The 16,665-nt window shown below is 66.1% G+C and carries 15 protein-coding genes and 1 pseudogene; 7 read left to right on the top strand and 9 right to left on the bottom strand.

Annotated features, from left to right (window positions below; translation table 11 throughout):
- Positions 1-5 precede the first annotated feature (5 nt).
- The 4 genes and pseudogenes from LVB87_RS15505 (at position 6) to dxs (ending at position 6,213) form a co-directional block, all read left to right on the top strand.
- The gene (locus LVB87_RS15505; RefSeq protein WP_232898858.1) at positions 6-1,799 is read left to right on the top strand and encodes an acyl-CoA dehydrogenase C-terminal domain-containing protein; all 1,794 of its coding nucleotides are present in this window, start codon (positions 6-8) and stop codon (positions 1,797-1,799) included.
- 75 nt (positions 1,800-1,874) lie between these two features.
- Positions 1,875-2,444, top strand: a pseudogene (locus tag LVB87_RS15510) (HNH endonuclease); the annotation flags it as partial.
- A 644-nt stretch (positions 2,445-3,088) separates the two neighbouring features.
- Positions 3,089-4,225, top strand: coding sequence for a hypothetical protein (locus LVB87_RS15515; RefSeq protein WP_232898860.1), 1,137 nt, complete (start codon positions 3,089-3,091; stop codon positions 4,223-4,225).
- Between the two features lie 80 nt (positions 4,226-4,305).
- Positions 4,306-6,213, top strand: coding sequence for a 1-deoxy-D-xylulose-5-phosphate synthase (gene dxs / locus LVB87_RS15520; protein ID WP_232898861.1), 1,908 nt, complete (start codon positions 4,306-4,308; stop codon positions 6,211-6,213).
- A gap of 48 nt (positions 6,214-6,261) precedes the next feature.
- Here dxs and LVB87_RS15525 read toward each other — a convergent pair whose 3' ends face one another.
- Positions 6,262-6,591, bottom strand: coding sequence for a hypothetical protein (locus tag LVB87_RS15525; protein ID WP_232898862.1), 330 nt, complete (start codon positions 6,589-6,591; stop codon positions 6,262-6,264).
- A 222-nt stretch (positions 6,592-6,813) separates the two neighbouring features.
- Between LVB87_RS15525 and LVB87_RS15530 the strand changes: the two genes are divergently transcribed.
- Entirely contained in the window at positions 6,814-7,539 is a 726-nt protein-coding gene (locus LVB87_RS15530; RefSeq protein WP_232898863.1) for a class I SAM-dependent methyltransferase, read from the top strand.
- A 1-nt stretch (position 7,540) separates the two neighbouring features.
- Here the strand turns inward: LVB87_RS15530 and LVB87_RS15535 are convergent, their stop codons facing one another.
- From LVB87_RS15535 to LVB87_RS15560, 6 genes are all read right to left on the bottom strand, one after another.
- Positions 7,541-8,203, bottom strand: coding sequence for an SDR family oxidoreductase (locus LVB87_RS15535; protein WP_232898864.1), 663 nt, complete (start codon positions 8,201-8,203; stop codon positions 7,541-7,543).
- A 37-nt stretch (positions 8,204-8,240) separates the two neighbouring features.
- On the bottom strand, positions 8,241-9,662 hold the full coding sequence (locus tag LVB87_RS15540; RefSeq protein ID WP_232898865.1) for an alginate export family protein: 1,422 nt from the start codon (positions 9,660-9,662) through the stop codon (positions 8,241-8,243).
- Between the two features lie 140 nt (positions 9,663-9,802).
- Entirely contained in the window at positions 9,803-10,525 is a 723-nt protein-coding gene (locus LVB87_RS15545) for an alpha/beta hydrolase (RefSeq protein WP_232898866.1), read from the bottom strand.
- Positions 10,526-10,610: 85 nt separating this feature from the next.
- Positions 10,611-11,594, bottom strand: coding sequence for a transglutaminase family protein (locus LVB87_RS15550; RefSeq protein ID WP_232898867.1), 984 nt, complete (start codon positions 11,592-11,594; stop codon positions 10,611-10,613).
- The gene (locus tag LVB87_RS15555) at positions 11,591-11,956 is read right to left on the bottom strand and encodes a hypothetical protein (RefSeq protein WP_232898868.1); all 366 of its coding nucleotides are present in this window, start codon (positions 11,954-11,956) and stop codon (positions 11,591-11,593) included. Before LVB87_RS15555 ends, LVB87_RS15550 begins: the two co-directional genes overlap by 4 nt.
- Positions 11,957-11,966: 10 nt before the next feature.
- Positions 11,967-12,665: an RHS repeat-associated core domain-containing protein gene (locus tag LVB87_RS15560; RefSeq protein ID WP_232898869.1), complete on the bottom strand. Its 699-nt coding sequence runs from the start codon at positions 12,663-12,665 to the stop codon at positions 11,967-11,969.
- 167 nt (positions 12,666-12,832) lie between these two features.
- Here LVB87_RS15560 and LVB87_RS15565 point away from each other — a divergent pair, with 167 nt between their 5' ends.
- Entirely contained in the window at positions 12,833-14,551 is a 1,719-nt protein-coding gene (locus LVB87_RS15565; RefSeq protein ID WP_232898870.1) for a tetratricopeptide repeat protein, read from the top strand.
- Here the strand turns inward: LVB87_RS15565 and LVB87_RS15570 are convergent.
- The gene (locus LVB87_RS15570; RefSeq protein ID WP_232898871.1) at positions 14,472-15,179 is read right to left on the bottom strand and encodes an Abi family protein; all 708 of its coding nucleotides are present in this window, start codon (positions 15,177-15,179) and stop codon (positions 14,472-14,474) included. The genes LVB87_RS15565 and LVB87_RS15570 overlap by 80 nt on opposite strands.
- A gap of 272 nt (positions 15,180-15,451) precedes the next feature.
- Between LVB87_RS15570 and LVB87_RS15575 the strand changes: the two genes are divergently transcribed.
- Positions 15,452-15,688: a hypothetical protein gene (locus LVB87_RS15575; protein WP_232898872.1), complete on the top strand. Its 237-nt coding sequence runs from the start codon at positions 15,452-15,454 to the stop codon at positions 15,686-15,688.
- Here LVB87_RS15575 and LVB87_RS15580 read toward each other — a convergent pair.
- Positions 15,685-16,647 (bottom strand): RDD family protein, encoded by a 963-nt coding sequence (locus LVB87_RS15580; protein ID WP_232898873.1) that lies wholly within the window; start codon positions 16,645-16,647, stop codon positions 15,685-15,687. The two genes, LVB87_RS15575 and LVB87_RS15580, sit on opposite strands and share 4 nt — an antisense overlap.
- Positions 16,648-16,665 lie beyond the last annotated feature (18 nt).

The following is a 16,665-nucleotide window of genomic DNA, read 5'->3' on the forward strand; positions in this document are numbered from 1 at the left end:
TCGCCATGGGCAGTTCCTATCGCGCTCCCCTCAACGACATGCGCTTCGCGTTGTACGACGTGCTCGGTGCAGAAGCCTTGTTCGCCAAGCTCGGTTTCACCGACGCCACCCGCGACGTGCTCGACGCCGTGCTCGACGAAGCCGCGCGCTTCAACGAAACCGTGCTCGCGCCCCTGAACGAAATCGGCGACCGCATTGGTTGCACCTACGACAAGGCGACGGGCGAAGTGCGCACGCCGCCGGGTTTCCGCGAGGCCTACCTGCAATTCGTCGAAGGCGGCTGGCCGGGCCTGGTGTCGCCCGTCGAATTCGGCGGCCAGGGCCTGCCGCACCTGGCGGGCGTGCCGCTGAAGGAAATGATCGACGCCGCGAACCTGGCCTGGGGCAACTTCCCCCTGCTCTCGCACGGCGCGACCGAAGCGCTGATCCACCACGGCGAAAGCTGGCAGCAGGACGCCTTCCTCAAGCCGATCGTCGAAGGGCGCTGGACCGGCACGATGTGCCTCACCGAGCCGCACTGCGGCACCGACCTCGGCCTGCTGAAGACGCGCGCCGAACCGCAGGCCGACGGCACGTATTCGATCACCGGCACCAAGATCTTCATCACCGCCGGCGAGCACGACTTCACCGAGAACATCGTTCATCTGGTGCTCGCGCGATTGCCGGATGCGCCTGCGGGCGTGAAAGGCATTTCCTTGTTCATCGTCCCGAAGATGCGCGTGTCGCGCGACGGTGCGATGGGCGAACGCAACGCGGTGCGTTGCGGCGCGCTCGAACACAAGATGGGCATCCACGCTTCGGCGACGTGCGTCATCAACTTCGACGATGCGCAGGGGTATCTCATCGGCCAGCCGAACAAAGGCCTGATGGCGATGTTCACCATGATGAACACCGCGCGCCTCGCCGTCGGCCTGCAAGGCCTGGGCTTGTCGGATCGCGCGTACCAGAACGCCCTGCGTTACGCGCAGGAGCGTTTGCAGATGCGTTCGCTGTCGGGACCGAAGCAGCCGTCGAAGCCCGCCGACCCGATCATCGTGCACCCCGACGTGCGCCGCATGCTGCTCACGTGCAAATCGCTGATCGAAGGCGGCCGCGTACTCGGTTACCACGCGGCGTCGCTCGTCGACATCGCCAATCATTCGACCGATGCGAACGAACGCGAGCAGGCCGATGCGCTGCTCGGTTTCGTCACGCCGATCGTCAAGGCCTGCCTCACCGAATGGGGCGTGGAGTGCACCTACCACGCACTGCAGTGCTATGGCGGCCACGGCTACATCGCCGAACACGGCATGGAACAGCTCGCGCGCGACGCGCGCATCACCACGCTGTACGAAGGCACCACCGGCATCCAGGCGCTCGACCTGATGGGCCGCAAGATCATGCAGCAGCAGGGCGCGGGGCTCCGCGTCTTCCTCGGCATGGTCGATGCGTTCTGCTCGGCGCATGCGAACGACGAAGCCTTCGCTGAATTCGTCGGCCCGCTGCGTGCGGCGGCGGCGGAATCTCAGGCGCTGGCGATCGAAGTCGGCAAGCGCGCGGCGTCCAATCCCGAGGAAATCGGCGCGGCGGCGTGGGACTACCTCTTCCATTCCGGCTACGTCGCGCTGGCCTACTGGTGGGCGCGCAGCGTCGCCGCGGCCGATGCGTCGACCCGCTCGGCCGCATTCAAGAACGCCAAGCGCGAAACGGCGCGCTTCTACTTCGAACGCGTACTCCCGCGCACGCTTTCGCACGCACAGGCCATCCGCGCGGGGGCCGGCTCACTGATGGGTACCCAATTCGACACTGAAGGGGTATAAGCTCGGGACACGATGGAGACCCATAGGGCACAGCTCCGACTCGTCGAACCCGAGGCGACTGCCTTCGAGGCACCGCGACTTCATTCGGTTCGTTTCCTCTCGCTCGACGCCCATGGCCGGGTCCTGGACTGGATGAGCTGGCAGGACGCCGCATGCCTGTATGCACGCGGCGCCGTTGCCTGGACCCTCGGCGATCCCTGCCTCACCGTCCACGGTGGCATCTGCCGCGCGACCGGTGCGCAGAGCACCATCGACCTGCATCCGATCGTCGCGGCCAAGGGCCACGCGCGCCCGCATGCGTTGGATCCGACGCCGGCGCTGACCAACGCCGCGCTTTTCGCGCGCGACCAGCATCTGTGCCTGTATTGCGGCCACGAATTCCCGCGCCCGCACCTGACGCGCGACCACGTGGTGCCGTTGTCGCGGGGTGGTCGGGATCAGTGGGAGAACGTGGTCTCGGCGTGCTTCCACTGCAATTCGCGCAAGGGTGGGCGGACGCCACAGCAGGCAAGCATGCCGTTGTTGGCGGTGCCGTATCGGCCGAGCTGGATCGAGCATCTGATCCTGTCCAATCGCCACATCCTCGCGGATCAGATGGCGTTTTTGCGCTCGCACCTGCCGAAGCATCCTCGGGCGATTGCCTAACGCTCCACTAGACGGGCGGTCCGCCGCGAGCTGCCGTGTGCTCCTCGCCGCTCACATACAGCAAGCTCCCGTCGAGGAGCACACGGCATCTCACGTCGGCCCGCTCGCCACTTGATGTTTGCGCGGAGCGTCTGGGAGCCGCGTGCCACCGCGATGCGAACGCGTGCGCCAACTTCCGGCTGCGGAGGGTCGGCACTTTGCCCCCTCGCTCGCTGCATCGGCATGCTGCGTCCCGCTTCGGAGGGCAAGGTGCCTAGCGACAAAGTTGGGAGGCGCTCCTTCGGATGGAGGGAGCGTTTTCGCTTTTGCCGAAGGCGCGGATCTGGCAAACGTGGTGAGGCACGTCGCCCTTCGAAGCGGGACGCAGCATGCCGATGCAGCGAGCGAGGGGGCGATGTGCCGTCTTTCCGGAGCCGGGTGTAGGCGCGAGGCATTCGGATTGCGGCGGCCCTTCACACCAGACGCTCCGCGAGGGCATCAAATCGCGAGCGGGCCGACGTGAGACGTCGTGTGCTCCTCGACGGGAGCTTGCCGTATGCGAGCGGCGAGGAGCACACGACGGCTCGCGGCGGAACGCCCGTCTTGTGCGCCCCCGCCCTCACGCTACACTCGCACCTCCTGAAGAGTCCGCGGACCGCAACAACATGGCATTGACGCTCGGCACCACCGGCATGGATTCCGCCACCGAGGCGGAACTGCGCGCGGCCTTCCAGCAATCCAACGCCACCCGCGGCGGACGCTGGCAACTGGTCGAAGAAGGCCAGGCCGATTACGTCGTCGTCGACATGGACAGCATGTACGGCCCCATGAGCTGGCTCCGCCTGCACGCCGCCGGCAAGCACGTCATCGGGCTCACCTCCGCCGCCCGCACCCAGACCGACTTCCGCCTCGAGCGTCCGATCAGCGCCGCCGGCGTGGGCCTGCTGCTCGACCAGATCGCCGGTGGCGGCTTCGTCGCCCCCACGCCGCCCGCCGACGCAGCCCCCGCGCCGGTCGCCGTGCCCTCGGGCATGAGCGCTTCGCCGGTGCGCCAGGACCAGCTGCCGGAAGAAATGCCGAAGCCCGTGCCGGAAGACCTCCGCGCACGCGGTGTGCAGGCGCCCAAACTGCCGGATTCGGTCGAGGCCGGCACGCTCGCGCCGACCAGCATCGCTCCGCCGCCCGTGGCGCCGGCGCCCGCCGCGCCTGCACCCGTCGCGGCCGCGCCCGCCGCACCGCGCGTGCATGGCCTGGCCGACTGGCTGGCCGACGGCGCGCTGCAGGGCAAACTGCGCTACCAAAAGGGCACCGGCCCGGCGTTGCTGCTCGACGCCAGCGCACGCACCTACCACGGCCCCGCGGCGCTCAAGCCGCTGGCGGCGTATTTCGAAGGTCCGGTCGATCGCGCCGCGTTCGGCAACGTCGACGATGCGACCTTCGCCCGAGAAGCCGCGCCGCTCGGCGCCGCGCAGCCGCTGGTGCGCCTGCAGTGGTACGGCGGGCTGCTGGCCGGCGGCGGCAAGCTGCTGCCGGGCTTCGACCCGGCCGCGAAGTACAAGCTCGGCAAGTGGCCGCAGACCGAACGCGAATTCCCGAAGCACTTCCGCATCGCCACCGCGATGATGAAGGCCCCGGCGACGCTCGACGAACTCGCGGCCGCCAGCGGCGTGGGCCATGAGGAAGTCGTCGACTTCGTGAACGCGAACCTCGCCACCGGCTTCGCCGAAATGGTCTCCGACGCGCCGACCGACCCGAACGAATCGCAGAAGGGCGGCCTGTTCGGGCGTTTGCGCGGCAAGTAAGGCCGACCCGAGCCGCCTTTCAGCGGCCTTTGGGGGGCGCGCGGGCTACAATCGCGGCCTTGTCGTCGCGACCCCCCTCGATGATCGATTCCACGCGCTACCCGCGCCTGTCCCGGATTTCCTATCCGGCCGACCTGCGCTCCTTCGGCGAAGACGAACTCCCGGCGATCGCCGAGGAACTTCGCGCCTACCTGATCGAATCCGTCGGCCGCAGTGGCGGGCATTTCGGTGCCGGCCTCGGCGTCATCGAGCTGACGGTCGCCCTGCACTACCTCTACGACACGCCGCACGACCGCCTGGTGTGGGACGTCGGCCACCAGACCTACCCGCACAAGATCCTGACCGGCCGCCGCGACACCATCCACACGGTGAAGCAGAAGGACGGCGTCGCGCCGTTCCCGAAGCGCGAGGAATCCGAGTACGACACCTTCGGCGTCGGCCATTCGTCGACCTCGATCTCCGCCGCGCTCGGCATGGCGATCGCAAACGCGCGCGCCGGCAACGACCGCCGTGTCGTCGCGATCATCGGCGACGGCGCGATGACCGCAGGCATGGCCTACGAAGCGCTGAACCACGCCGGCGGCATGGACCCCGAGCCCAACCTGCTCGTGATCCTCAACGACAACCGCATGTCGATCTCCGAGAACGTCGGCGGCGTGACCAAGATGCTCGGCCGCATGACGGGTTCGAAGACGCTCAACGCGATCCGCGAAGGCGGCAAGAAGCTCCTCGGCGACAAGAACAACCCGACCGCGCGTTTCGTGAAGCGCTGGGAAGAACACTGGAAGGGCATGTTCGTGCCGTCCACGCTGTTCGAGGAAATGGGCTTCCATTACACGGGCCCGATCGACGGCCACGACGTGGATGCGCTCGTCGGCACGATGAAGACGCTCAAGACCCTCAAGGGTCCGCAGCTGCTCCACATCATCACCACCAAGGGCAAGGGCTACGAGCTCGCCGAAGGCGACCAGATCGGTTACCACGCGGTCGGGCCCTTCGATCCCGCGCAGGGCCTGGTGAGCAAGCCGGGCGCGAAGAAGCCGACCTACACCGACATCTTCAGCGACTGGCTGTGCGACATGGCCGCCGCCGACGAGACGCTGCTGGGCATCACCCCGGCGATGCGCGAAGGCTCGGGCCTGGTGCGCTTCAGCAAGGAATACCCGGAGCGTTACTTCGACGTCGCCATCGCCGAGCAGCACGCGGTGACGCTCGCGGCCGGCATGGCCTGCGAAGGGGCGAAGCCCGTCGTCGCGATCTATTCGACGTTCCTGCAGCGCGGTTACGACCAGCTCGTGCACGACGTCGCCATCCAGGACCTCGATGTGCTGTTCGCGATCGATCGCGGCGGCGTGGTCGGGCCCGACGGCGCGACGCACGCGGGCAACCTGGACCTGAGCTACCTGCGCTGCGTGCCGAACATGGTGGTGATGGCGCCGGCCGACGAGAACGAATGCCGGCAGATGCTCACCACGGGCTTCAGGCACGTGGGCCCGGCGGCGGTGCGTTATCCGCGCGGTACCGGCCCGGGCGTTGCGATCGAGCAGGCGCTCGACACGCTGCCGATCGGCAAGGCGGATGTACGTCGCAAGGGCACGCGCATTGCGTTGCTCGCGTTCGGCGCCGTCGTTCCGGCCGCAGAGAAAGTCGGCGAAGAACTCGGCCTCACCGTCGTCAACATGCGTTTCGTGAAGCCGCTGGATCGCGCGCTGTTGCTCGAACTGGCGAAGACGCACGAAGGCTTCGTGACGATCGAAGACAACGTGGTGATGGGCGGTGCGGGTTCCGGCGTCGCCGAACTCTTCGCGTCGGAGAACGTGCAGGTGCCGATGCTGCACCTCGGCTTGCCGGACAGCTTCCAGCACCATGCGAGCCGCGAAGATCTGCTCGCGGAAGCGGGATTGGATGTAGCGGGGATTCGCGCCGCCGTCCTTGCGCGCTGGCCGCAAGCGTCCGCTTCGCCGACGGCGAAGTCCGCAGCAGGTTGACGTACACGACGCGCGGCCGCGCATTGCGCGCGGCCACGCGTTGGCGATTTACATCGCCTTGTCTTTCATCGGCTTCCAGGTCAGGCCGCCGCTCGCGCTGCGCATGACCATGATCTTCGGCTCTTTCGCGGCGCAGGCTTCGGCCGCGGCACCCATCAGCTTGGTACGCAGGCCGGGGGCCTGGGCCGGATCACTGACGTTCAAGACATCCTGCACGTCCTGCAGGCTCGGCTCCTCCGGGTTGACGCACGCCATCGTGAGCGCGTGCTTGCCTTCCTCGGCAGTGACCTCGACGGTCTTCAGCGACATGTCCTGCGCGGCCGCGATGCCGACTCCGAAGACGACGAGGGAAAGCGCGACAACGTGGGGGGTACGCATTTGCCTCTCCTTGTGCAGTGGGGGGACTGCATCCGCATGATTGGCGCGCGCGTGCCCAAGGACAAATGACTTTGGTTGGCTGCCGGCAGTTCGCGGGTGGTTTCCGACAAACGGCGGGCTAACCCATCATTACGCCAACGGAACGTGTCCGCAGAGCGCATGGGGCGGCGTTGTTCCGTCTTCGCCTTGACGCCGCGCTCACGTGAAGGCGATCCTCGGGCCATGAACGACCTTGAACGATTCTTCGAAGGCAACACCGATCGCCTGATCCACAAGTGGCGGCACTATTTCGAAATCTACGATCGACACTTCTCGCGATTCCGCGGGAAGGCGCCGCACGTCGTGGAGTTCGGCGTGTCGCAGGGCGGTTCGATGCGCATGTGGAAGGAATACTTCGGCGCAGGCGCGAAAATTTACGGCGTCGACATCAACCCGCATTGCAAGCAATTCGAGGAAAACGGCGTCGAGATCTTCATCGGCGACCAGGAGAGCCGCGGCTTCCTGCGCGAGATCGCGCAGCGCGTGCCGAAGATCGACATCCTGATCGACGATGGCGGCCACACGATGGGCCAGCAGATCGCGACGTTCGAAGAACTCTTCCCGCGCATCGACGGGCACGGCGTGTACCTGTGCGAAGACATGCACACCTCGTACTGGCCCGGCTGGGGCGGCGGGTATCGCAAGTCGGGTTCGTTCGTCGAATACACCAAGGCGCTGGTGGACAAGCTCAACGCGTGGCATTCGATGGAGCCGAAGAAATTCGCCGTCGACGACTTCAGCCGCAGCGCCTACTCGATGCACTACTACGACAGCGTGCTGGTGATCGAGAAGCGGCCGATGGTGGCGCCGTCGCATTCGATGACGGGCACGGCGAGCATTCCGGCGTACGAGCCGCCGATGAAGCAGAAGATGGGCCTGGTGGATCGCTTCGTGAAGGGAAAGCAGTAGCTCACCAGGGCAGCGAAGTGCCGTTGGCGTGCTGGAAGGTGCCGGATTGCTTCGGCGTCAGTCCATCGATGCGCGCGATCAGCTGCGTGGCGGCCTGTTCGGGCGTGACGTCGCCGTGGCCGCCGACCATGTCGGTGCCGACGTAGCCCGGATGCAACAACACCACCGAGATGCCGCGCGGTGCGAGATCCAGCGCCAATGACTTGCCGATCGCGTTCAGGGCGGCCTTCGATGCGCGGTAGCCGTAATAGCCGCCCGAGGTGTTGTCCTCCACCGAGCCCATGCGGCTGGTGATCAGGCCGATCTTCGCGCCGTCGGCGAGCCGATCGCGCAAGGCGTGCACGACGAGCAGCGGGCCCATGGCGTTGACGGAGAGCTGTCGCTGGACGCTGTCCAAGCCCAGCGATTCGAGGGAGTCGCGCTCGAGGATGCCGGCGTTGGGGATGAGGATGTCGATGCGCGCGTTGGCCAGGCGCTTGGCGAGCGCGGTCACGGCCGCTTCGTCGGTGACGTCGATGCCGGCTTCCACTTGCGCGCCCGTCGCGGCGAGCGCGTCGCTCGCCTTGCGGCAGACCGCGATGACCTTGTCGCCGCGCGACGCGAACTGCTGCGTCAGCGCGAGTCCGATGCCGCGGTTCGCGCCGGTGATGAGGACAGTGGCCATGGTTGCAGACTCCACCTCGTCGGGGCCACGCAATGTATCAGTAGCGATACGTCGCGCTGATGAAGCCCTGGCTGCCGGACGCTTGCCCCGCTCGCTGGAGGACATCGCCGGCATCGAGGTGTTCGTAGTTGAAGGTCAGCGCGAAGTTGGGCGTCGGGGCCCAGGTCGCCGCCAGACGGAACAGGCCGCCGATCTCGTGTCCCGGCACGCGCTGCGTGTTGGGATAGGCGCGCATGCCGCCTGCGTACACCGCGTCGTTCTCTTCCAGACGTCGCGCAAATCCGTATTCGACGAATCCGCTCCACTTCGCCGACGGCGCGACCGAAATGCCGGGCGCGATCATCAGCAGGTTGCTGAGCGTGAGGAACTGCGCTTCGCCGAGGTAACCGGAACTTGCGTAGAGCGGATTGAAGCTTCGAAGCGTGCCGCTGCCGTAGGCGCCGCCGCCCGAAGCGATGTCGATGTGCGAGATCAGGCGCGGCTTCCAAGCCTTCGACGACAGATCCACGCTCTGCACCGCGAACAACGCCCAGGTATCGATGGGTTGCGTGTCGCGATAGCGGCCGGACTGGTGCGCCACCGTCCAGTCGACGCGGATCTTGTCGCGCTTGCCCCACAGGCGCGCACCGAAGGTGTCGCGGTCGTCCAGGCCGCTCAGCCCGCCGCTGCGGAAGCCCGGCTTTTCGGTGTGGATCCAGAAGGGATCGAAGTAGGTGTCGGGTGACACGAGCCAACTCGCGTTGAGGCCGCGCAGGCGCTCGCCGTGGTCGACTTCTTCATCATCGAACCCACCGCGACCCAGGCGCGTCAGTCGGAAGTCGTACGCGCCCAAGCGCCACCGCGGACCGTGCACATACACGCGCACGCCGTTCCAGGTGCGATGCAGCGTGGAGCCGTCGCCGATGCTGAGCAGTTGCTTCGGACCGTCCGTGAATTCCTGGCGCCCGACGATCGCGCCGATGAGTGTGTCGCCCGCATGTCCGCGCACGTCGAGGAACAACTGCTGCAACGAACCCACGTTCTTGAAACTCGCGGTCGCGACGTCGCGATTGCCCCACACTTCGCCCCGGCCGATCTCGCCGTACACGCGCGCGTTGTCGTTGAAGCGCAGGCCCGCGCCGAGGATGCCGCGCAGCAGGCCCTGGTCGAAGTCGTTGTGCGGCACGAGTTGCGCGTTGTCGTTGTTGACGTAGCGCAGTCGCGCTTCGGCGCTCAGCGTGAGCGTCGCGTTGCCCCACAGCGGCATGGCCTTGAACCGTGGCGCCTTGCCTGCGGCGCGCAGGGCGGTCCAATCCTCGACCCAGCGCGTCGCGTACATGCCCTTGCCTGCTTCACCGCCCCAGCCTGCGGCAGGGATCGGATAAGGATCGACGGGCGCCGACGATTGCGCCTGCGCAGTTGCGCAACGCAGCAGTCCCGCGGCCACGATTCCTGCGACAGCGCACTTCCGTAGGTCCATGTTCGCTTCCTGCACCCGGACGAGCGGGCAACACTAACCGAAGGTGGCACCGGTCCGACAGGACACTGTGTTGTCGCGCAACTGTGAAGAAGCCCCGCAGGGCGGGGCTTCTTCGTCGTTCGCGATGCCGGGCGCTGGGGTCAGTGCTTGCGCTGCGCCGCCTGCTCGATGAACTTCGCCACCGCTTCGGGCTGCGACACATAGATCGCATGGCTGCCCTGCACCTCCTGGATTGTGGCGCCTGCGCGCTTGGCCATCATCTGCTGCGCCGGCGGCGGGATCATGTGATCGTCGGTGGCAACCAGGTACCAGCTCGGCTTCGACGCCCACGCCGGCGTCGTCACCGCGCCAGCAAGCGCTTCAACGCCCCAGGGCACCTGCGAGGCGGCCATGAACGCCGCTTCCTCCGCCGGCACGTCGCCCGCGAACGATGCTGCGAACTTCTCGCGATCCAGGAACAGGAAGCCATCCTGCGGCGGCAGGATCGGCGGCACCGGCGCGCCCGGCGGCGGATTCGCGATGAGCGACTGCACCGACTCGCCCTTGTCGGGCGCGAACGCGGCGATATAGACGAGGCTCTGCACCTTGTCGTCCGTGCCTGCTTCCGAAATCACCACGCCACCGTAGGAATGTCCCACCAGCACCACGGGACCATCCTGCTGCGCGATCGCGCGCTTGGTGAACGCGACATCGTCGGCGAGCGTCGTCGTCGGGTTCTGCACGATGGTGACGTTGTAACCGTCGTCCTTCAGGACGTTGTAGACCTTCTGCCAACCCGAGCCATCGACGAAACCGCCGTGCACGAGGACGACGTTCTTGGCACCCAGTGGGGAAGCGAGATTGGCATCGGGCACGATCGACATGGCGGGACCTTTTGAGGCGCGGGGGATCGTCGAGGCTAAGTGACCCGAAGGAGTGACAGGTATCCACCCACCGGGGGATGGACAACTACCTGCGACGCTTTTCGCGCTCGATGGATTGCAGGTAAGCCGCTTCCTGCTCCGGCGTCGGTTGCGTCCAACCCAAACGTTCGGCCTTCTCGAACCACGCCAGGTTTTCGCGGCTCCGAAGTCGGAAGTCGTCTTGCAAGGCGGGCGGGATGTCCTTGGCCTCCGGATACTTCTGCACGTAGCGCGACTGCAGTTGCAGGAAGAAGGCGTTGGCCTTCCAGATCATCGCCGTGACGTCCCTGGGATTGACCGACAGCGCCAGGTCGGCGACTTCCATCAGCGTGTCGCCGTCCTTGCGGGCGCTGTGGTGCTCCATCAGCGAGGTGGCGATGACGCCGAGGCTTTCCTTCGGTGAAAGCGGCCGCAGGTAGAGTGCGTTGTCGATGGCGAGCTGCGTGATGCCGGTTTCCCGTTCGTAACTGCTGTCGGACTTGAATCCGCCGGCGGTGGCTTCGAAGTTGATCCACGCCTGTTGTGCATCGTCTCCGAACTTCACGAGCACGTGCTGCGGCGCTGTCGCGAGCGCCGCGGGCAAGCCGAGGCGCTGGCCGAGGATGACCACGAGGAGGGGCATGGAGATGCAGTTGCCTCTGCGCGTAGCGAGGTAAGTGGCCAGTTGTTTGTTGCGCGGGTTCTTGCCGAGCGGGTCGTCCAGGTCGTAGGCGAAAGGCTTGCCGTCGTTCCAGGGGCCGGCTTCGTAGAGGGTTTTGATCAATGCGTCGAAGGACTGGCGCGGGGTCGCGCCTGCGGGGATGTTGGTGCGGACGGCGCGCTCCCAGTGCGCGAGTTGGCGGCGGACTGCGGGCACGTCCGTGGTGGGATCGATCAGGCGGTCGACGGTGAGTTTGGCGTCGGCGTAGTCGATGCGGGCTTCTGGGAGGGCGAACTGGGCGCGCAGGGGTGCGAGAGTGTCCTTTGCGAAGGCGACGGTGGCGAACGCTGAGAGAAAGAGCGCGACGATGAGGGACTGTCCGCGCGTCATTCGACGATGCCGTGCGTTTCGATGACCAACGTGGCGTCATTGTTTCGCACCCAGATCCTGTTTCGATCCAGGAGTTCGAACGCAACCGGGGAAGAATCCGGGTGGATCTTGACGATGATCTGCGTGTTCTCCGCCGTCGCCTCACCGCATTTCTCAATGCACTCGGCAGTCCTGAGGTACGCCAGGTAGCGCTCCAGCTTGCACATGAGCCGCTCAAGGGAGCGCCGGTCTTCATGGAGGGGCGACGCAATGATGATGTGCATGTCGGATCCACCGGTCTTCAGGACAGTCCAGACATCGATGACCTCCAGGTTTGGAATGGGATGCGCTTCGTCGAACGCGAGGTCTTCATCCAATTGCATCTGTCTTCCCTCAACACTTGTCTGGCTGGATGCAGGTGATCGTTCCGGCGCGCTCGCCAAGGGCGTCCTGGTACTTCTTGATGGTGGCGGCCGGGTCCTGCCTTGGCGACAGCACTTCGGTGACATCGATCTTTCCATCGGTTCGCCTGGTCGTCACATCGCCGCGCAATGACGAGTTCACCTCGCCATTGGTGACAACCCTCAGCGTTTGATTCAAATGCACGCTGGATGCGTTTGCCTGATCGGCCTTCTCGTCGCCAACGCGCTTGATGGTTGGCGCATGCATCGTTTCCTTCCCACCCGACCTGGTCACCTGTGGATTCCCGAAGACCGGTGCGACGCCGAACGAAATCGCTCTCGTCGCTCGTCCCGCGGGCACCGCATCCAGGAAGGTCCCGGCCGCGTCGCCCGCCGACATCGAACGCGTGGCTTCGCCCGGTGCGGGGGCATTCGCATCCCCGCTCGTGAGCAGCCAGCCAACGCCAATGACGATCGGAATCGCGACTGGCAAGCGCCCATCCGGATCGACATATCGATACGGGTTGTTGCTGGCGTACGCGTAGCGATTGAAGTTCGCGCCGCTGTTCGGGTCAGCCTGGACCGGGTCGACACTGACGAAGCGCGCATGCGCCGGTACGGCCGTGACCAGCCCGAGGGCACACAAGAAGGTCGCGGTGACCTTCCGCCATCCGTTGCGTAGTGCTCCCATCCTTCGCCCCTAGCCGGCCGTCACGGCCGAAGGCGCAACGCTATGCAGGGACAGCGGCCGGCGAGACGCGAAAGCTCGCGGCGTGGTGGCCGAATCGCCCCCACCGATGTCCGCCACCGCCCCCTCAAAACGTCTTCCTACTACTGGGGGATCGCACGGGGAACGCGATGGCACTGTTCGCCGAACTCAAACGGCGCAAGGTCTTCAAAGTCGGCGGCGCCTACCTGGTCGTCGCGTGGCTCGCGGTGCAGGCCGCGTCGATCGGGTTCCCTGCATTCGACATGTCGCCCCGCATGCTGCGGCTGTGCATCCTGTTCGCCGCGCTGGGCTTTCCGCTGACGCTCGCGCTCGCGTGGGTCGTCGAGCTGACGCCGGAGGGCCTGAAGCTCGACCCGGCCACGCGCGGCAACAAACGCTTCGCAAGCATCGCGTTGCTGCTGGTGGTGGTCGCGTTGGGCTGGTACTTCCAGGGCCAGCCGGCGTTCCAGGCCGCGCCGCCTTCCCCGGCACCCGTCGCGGCCGATCCCCATTCGATCGCCGTGCTCCCCTTCGTCAACATGAGCCCGGACCGCGAGCAGGATTACTTCTCCGACGGGCTCTCGGACGAACTGCTCAACATGCTCGGGCAGGTCCCGCAGTTGCGGGTGATCGCGCGTACCTCGTCGTTCTCGTTCAAGGACAAGCGTGTCGACGTGCCGACGATCGCACGCGCGCTCAACGTGGCCACCGTGCTGGAAGGCAGCGTGCGCAAGTCGGGCGCGACGATGCGCATCACCGCGCAACTGGTGCGCGCATCCGATGGTTCACAGTTGTGGTCGGCGAACTACGACCGCGAAGTCACGGACGTCTTCAAGGTGCAGGATGAAATCGCGGGCGCTGTCGTGGAAGCGCTGAAGGTCAAACTGCTGCCGCAACAACGCGTGACCAATCCGCATCGCACGACCAATTCCCAGGCGTACGACCAATACCTGCTGGGCAAGCAGTACTTCGGCCGCTCCACGCCCGAAGGGACGCACCAGGCGGTCGACGCCTACCGGCAGGCCATCGCGCTCGACCCCCACTACGCAGCGGCGTATGCGGCATTGGCGGTAGCCGAGGTGTTCGCGGCGGATACGGCAGACTCCGAAACGGAGAACGCCGCGGCCAAGCAACGCGCGTTGGACGCAGCGGACAAAGCGATTGCACTCGCCCCCGACCTGGCCGACGGCTACGCCGCGCGCGGTTGGATGCGCGCCAACTTCGCCTGGGATTGGAGCGGCGCGACGGCCGACCTGCACCGTGCGCTGGAGATCGATCCGAGCGACAGCACCGTGCAGCGACGCTACGGGCAGTTGCTGGCCAGCCAGGGGCACATGCCCGAAGCCATTGCGGCCGTGCGCAAGGCGGTGGCGCTGGATCCGCTGTCGTCGCCGGCCTGGGGCAATCTCGGGTATTACCTCACCGCCGCCGGGCAGATGGACGAAGCCAGGCAGGCTTTGAAGCGCGCGCTGCAGCTCAATCCGGAGAGCGCGCTGTCGCATTCCAACCTCGCGCAACTGGAACTGCTGGACGGCAACGCGAAACAAGCGCTGGCCATGTTCAAGAAGAGCGACGACGACTATCTCCGCGACTTCGGCGTGGCGCTGGCCGAACACACGCTGGGGCATCCCAGGGAATCGCAGCAGGCGCTGGATGCGCTGATTGCCGCGTATGCGCAGGACGCCGCTGTGCAGATTGCGGAGGTTTACAGCTGGCGCGGGGAGAAGGACAAGGCGTTCGAGTGGCTGGATCGTGCGTATGCGCAGCGCGATGGCGGGCTGTCGGATGTCAAGCTGGATTTGTGGCTGGCGCCGTTGCGGACAGATCCGCGGTTTGGGGTGTTGGTGCGGAAGTTGGGGTTGGAGTGAGATAGTCGTGGAGCGCGACGGGGCACACATGGGCGAATCGACTGTGTGCCTCGCACCATCGGGCTGCCGGCGGCGATAGCCAATGCAGAATTTGCATGAGCTGGTTGTTCGTCTTGTACAAGTCCCAATGAATGACGGGCTCGTGGTGCGCGATTCGATTCCTGAGTTCACGAATGCGCATCAGGGGCGTGGAGAGGTCCTTCCGGCGCAGGTGTTTGCCGTCTTCCCGGCGGGCGATTCTGTACAGGCCTTCGCGCCACGTTTCCTCGTAGGCGCGACCGAACATGGCGGTCCAGAAGCCCAATGAAAGCGCCGCGACGACCCTCGACGCGATGGGATCCCGACCGGCGCGCGCAATGTGATCGATCGCTTCCGCGACCTGGCGTGGCTGGTGGTCTCCGAACAGATTGCAGGCATGCAGCATCCAATCCTCCCCGCGCATCTCCGCGAGGACACGGTGGATGCGATTCCGCAATGCAACCTCGAGCATCTGGAGCGGCGTGTACAGGCTTTCCGAGATTCGGGTGTTGAGCGTGTAGAGCTCGATGGCCGCGCTCCGGTCGCCGCCCGCCCAGGCCAGGTAGCGCCCAAAGCGTTCGAGAGAAAGTGCGTCCTCCAAGATGGACACGTCGCCAGGTGCGAAACTTGTCAAGTGCGCACCCGTGCCGTAGAGTCCGCCGCGTAGACCCCGGCCCCGCCTCTGCTCATGCACGCGCCCGGGGTATTTTTTTGCCTGTGCATGGCGACCGCCGCGCTTGGAAGGGCACGACGATGGCAGGTTCAAGCCATTCGAGGGCATTGGCACGAGACGCATGATCACGTCGCGTTTTCTGCAAACTGGATGCGCCGCTTCTACGCGCGGGTCTGGCTCCGCAAGTCGCGTCTGGAATAATGGCCCCCATGAAGGACCACACCAGAGCGCCCCTCGGCCAAGGCTCCGCTTTCGCGATGGGCCTGTTCTTCCTCTACCTGGGCGGCCAGGCGTTCCTCGATTCGATCGACGCCGGCGCTCTGCTCTTCCGGGTCAAGTTCACCGAACTGGACGGAGACCTCGCCGGGGTGTTGATGGCGACGTGCATCGTTGCAGGCGGCTACCTGGTTGCCAGTTCGTACAGGCAACTCAGATCGCGCGCCTAGTGCGCTGACGACGGCTCCGCCAGCTTCGCCGGATCAAACCGAAACTCGTAATTCCGCCACTGGCTCGCAATGCCCAGGTCGTACCCGTAGGACAGCACCACGCGGACGTAATCCCGCTCGGCCAGCGCCGGCGACGCCTGGATCGCGGCCCCCGCGAGGCGCTTCGCAAACCGCTTGTCCTTGAGGACTTCGTCGTTCTCCAACTGCGCCACCACGAAGAGATAGTGGGACTCCACGCCATTGGACCAGGCCGACACGTCCTGCACGCCGGCATGCTGCACGCCCGGCGTCGCCGCCACGGCGTTGTAGGCCGGCAGCAACCGGGCCCATAGCGGCATCGACATCAATTGGTTCGCCGCCACCGGTGCCGCCAACGCGGCCGCCACCAACAGGCCGACGACGACCACGTGGCCCCGCCACAAGCGCGGCAACGTGACGGGGTCGCGCGGCGCGGACGCCGGCACCACCCAAGATCCGACCGCATAGTCATGCAGCGAGCGGCGCGTCGAGCGATTGAACACGAACAGGTAAACGATCGAGAACAGCACGCCGAAGATGAGCAGAGACTCGACGAAGACCCACGGCGCGGCCAGCGCTTCCATGGGCAAGGGCGCGCCGTTGAGGAACCACGGCACGCCGAGCACGACGTAGCGCGCGAAGGACCGCGGCAGCGACAGGAAGGTCCCGTCCAGGCGCTGCGTGCGGATCCCCAGGAGGATCTTGCCCAGCGTCTGCCCACCGGTGATGCGGCTGTTCAATACGCCGAAATACGCCAGCGAGATCGCGAAGCCGATGACACGCGCGTACACGCCCCAGCGCGCGAGGGTGTCGAACATCACCATGCCCAGGACCATGCCGACGATCCCCAGGAACACGCCGTCGATCACGAACGCGCCGACGCGGCGCCAGAATCCTGCGGCACGCAGCGTGGGCTGCGCGGGTGCGGTGGTGTCTTGCATGGTGGGGCTCCCCTTTCG

The sequence above is a fragment of the Lysobacter sp. KIS68-7 genome, assembly GCF_021284745.1.
In the GTDB taxonomy this organism is placed as follows: domain Bacteria; phylum Pseudomonadota; class Gammaproteobacteria; order Xanthomonadales; family Xanthomonadaceae; genus Noviluteimonas.

Coding starts and splice junctions, on each gene's coding strand:
- LVB87_RS15515 (WP_232898860.1), top strand. CDS start 3,089: ATGGCATTGACGCTCGGCACCACCGGCATGGATTCCGCCACCGAGGCG.
- LVB87_RS15575 (WP_232898872.1), top strand. CDS start 15,452: ATGAAGGACCACACCAGAGCGCCCCTCGGCCAAGGCTCCGCTTTCGCG.
- LVB87_RS15550 (WP_232898867.1), bottom strand. CDS start 11,594: ATGACGCGCGGACAGTCCCTCATCGTCGCGCTCTTTCTCTCAGCGTTC.
- LVB87_RS15525 (WP_232898862.1), bottom strand. CDS start 6,591: ATGCGTACCCCCCACGTTGTCGCGCTTTCCCTCGTCGTCTTCGGAGTC.
- LVB87_RS15505 (WP_232898858.1), top strand. CDS start 6: ATGGGCAGTTCCTATCGCGCTCCCCTCAACGACATGCGCTTCGCGTTG.
- LVB87_RS15560 (WP_232898869.1), bottom strand. CDS start 12,665: ATGGGAGCACTACGCAACGGATGGCGGAAGGTCACCGCGACCTTCTTG.
- LVB87_RS15535 (WP_232898864.1), bottom strand. CDS start 8,203: ATGGCCACTGTCCTCATCACCGGCGCGAACCGCGGCATCGGACTCGCG.
- LVB87_RS15555 (WP_232898868.1), bottom strand. CDS start 11,956: ATGCAATTGGATGAAGACCTCGCGTTCGACGAAGCGCATCCCATTCCA.
- LVB87_RS15530 (WP_232898863.1), top strand. CDS start 6,814: ATGAACGACCTTGAACGATTCTTCGAAGGCAACACCGATCGCCTGATC.
- LVB87_RS15540 (WP_232898865.1), bottom strand. CDS start 9,662: ATGGACCTACGGAAGTGCGCTGTCGCAGGAATCGTGGCCGCGGGACTG.
- LVB87_RS15545 (WP_232898866.1), bottom strand. CDS start 10,525: ATGTCGATCGTGCCCGATGCCAATCTCGCTTCCCCACTGGGTGCCAAG.
- LVB87_RS15565 (WP_232898870.1), top strand. CDS start 12,833: ATGGCACTGTTCGCCGAACTCAAACGGCGCAAGGTCTTCAAAGTCGGC.
- dxs (WP_232898861.1), top strand. CDS start 4,306: ATGATCGATTCCACGCGCTACCCGCGCCTGTCCCGGATTTCCTATCCG.
- LVB87_RS15580 (WP_232898873.1), bottom strand. CDS start 16,647: ATGCAAGACACCACCGCACCCGCGCAGCCCACGCTGCGTGCCGCAGGA.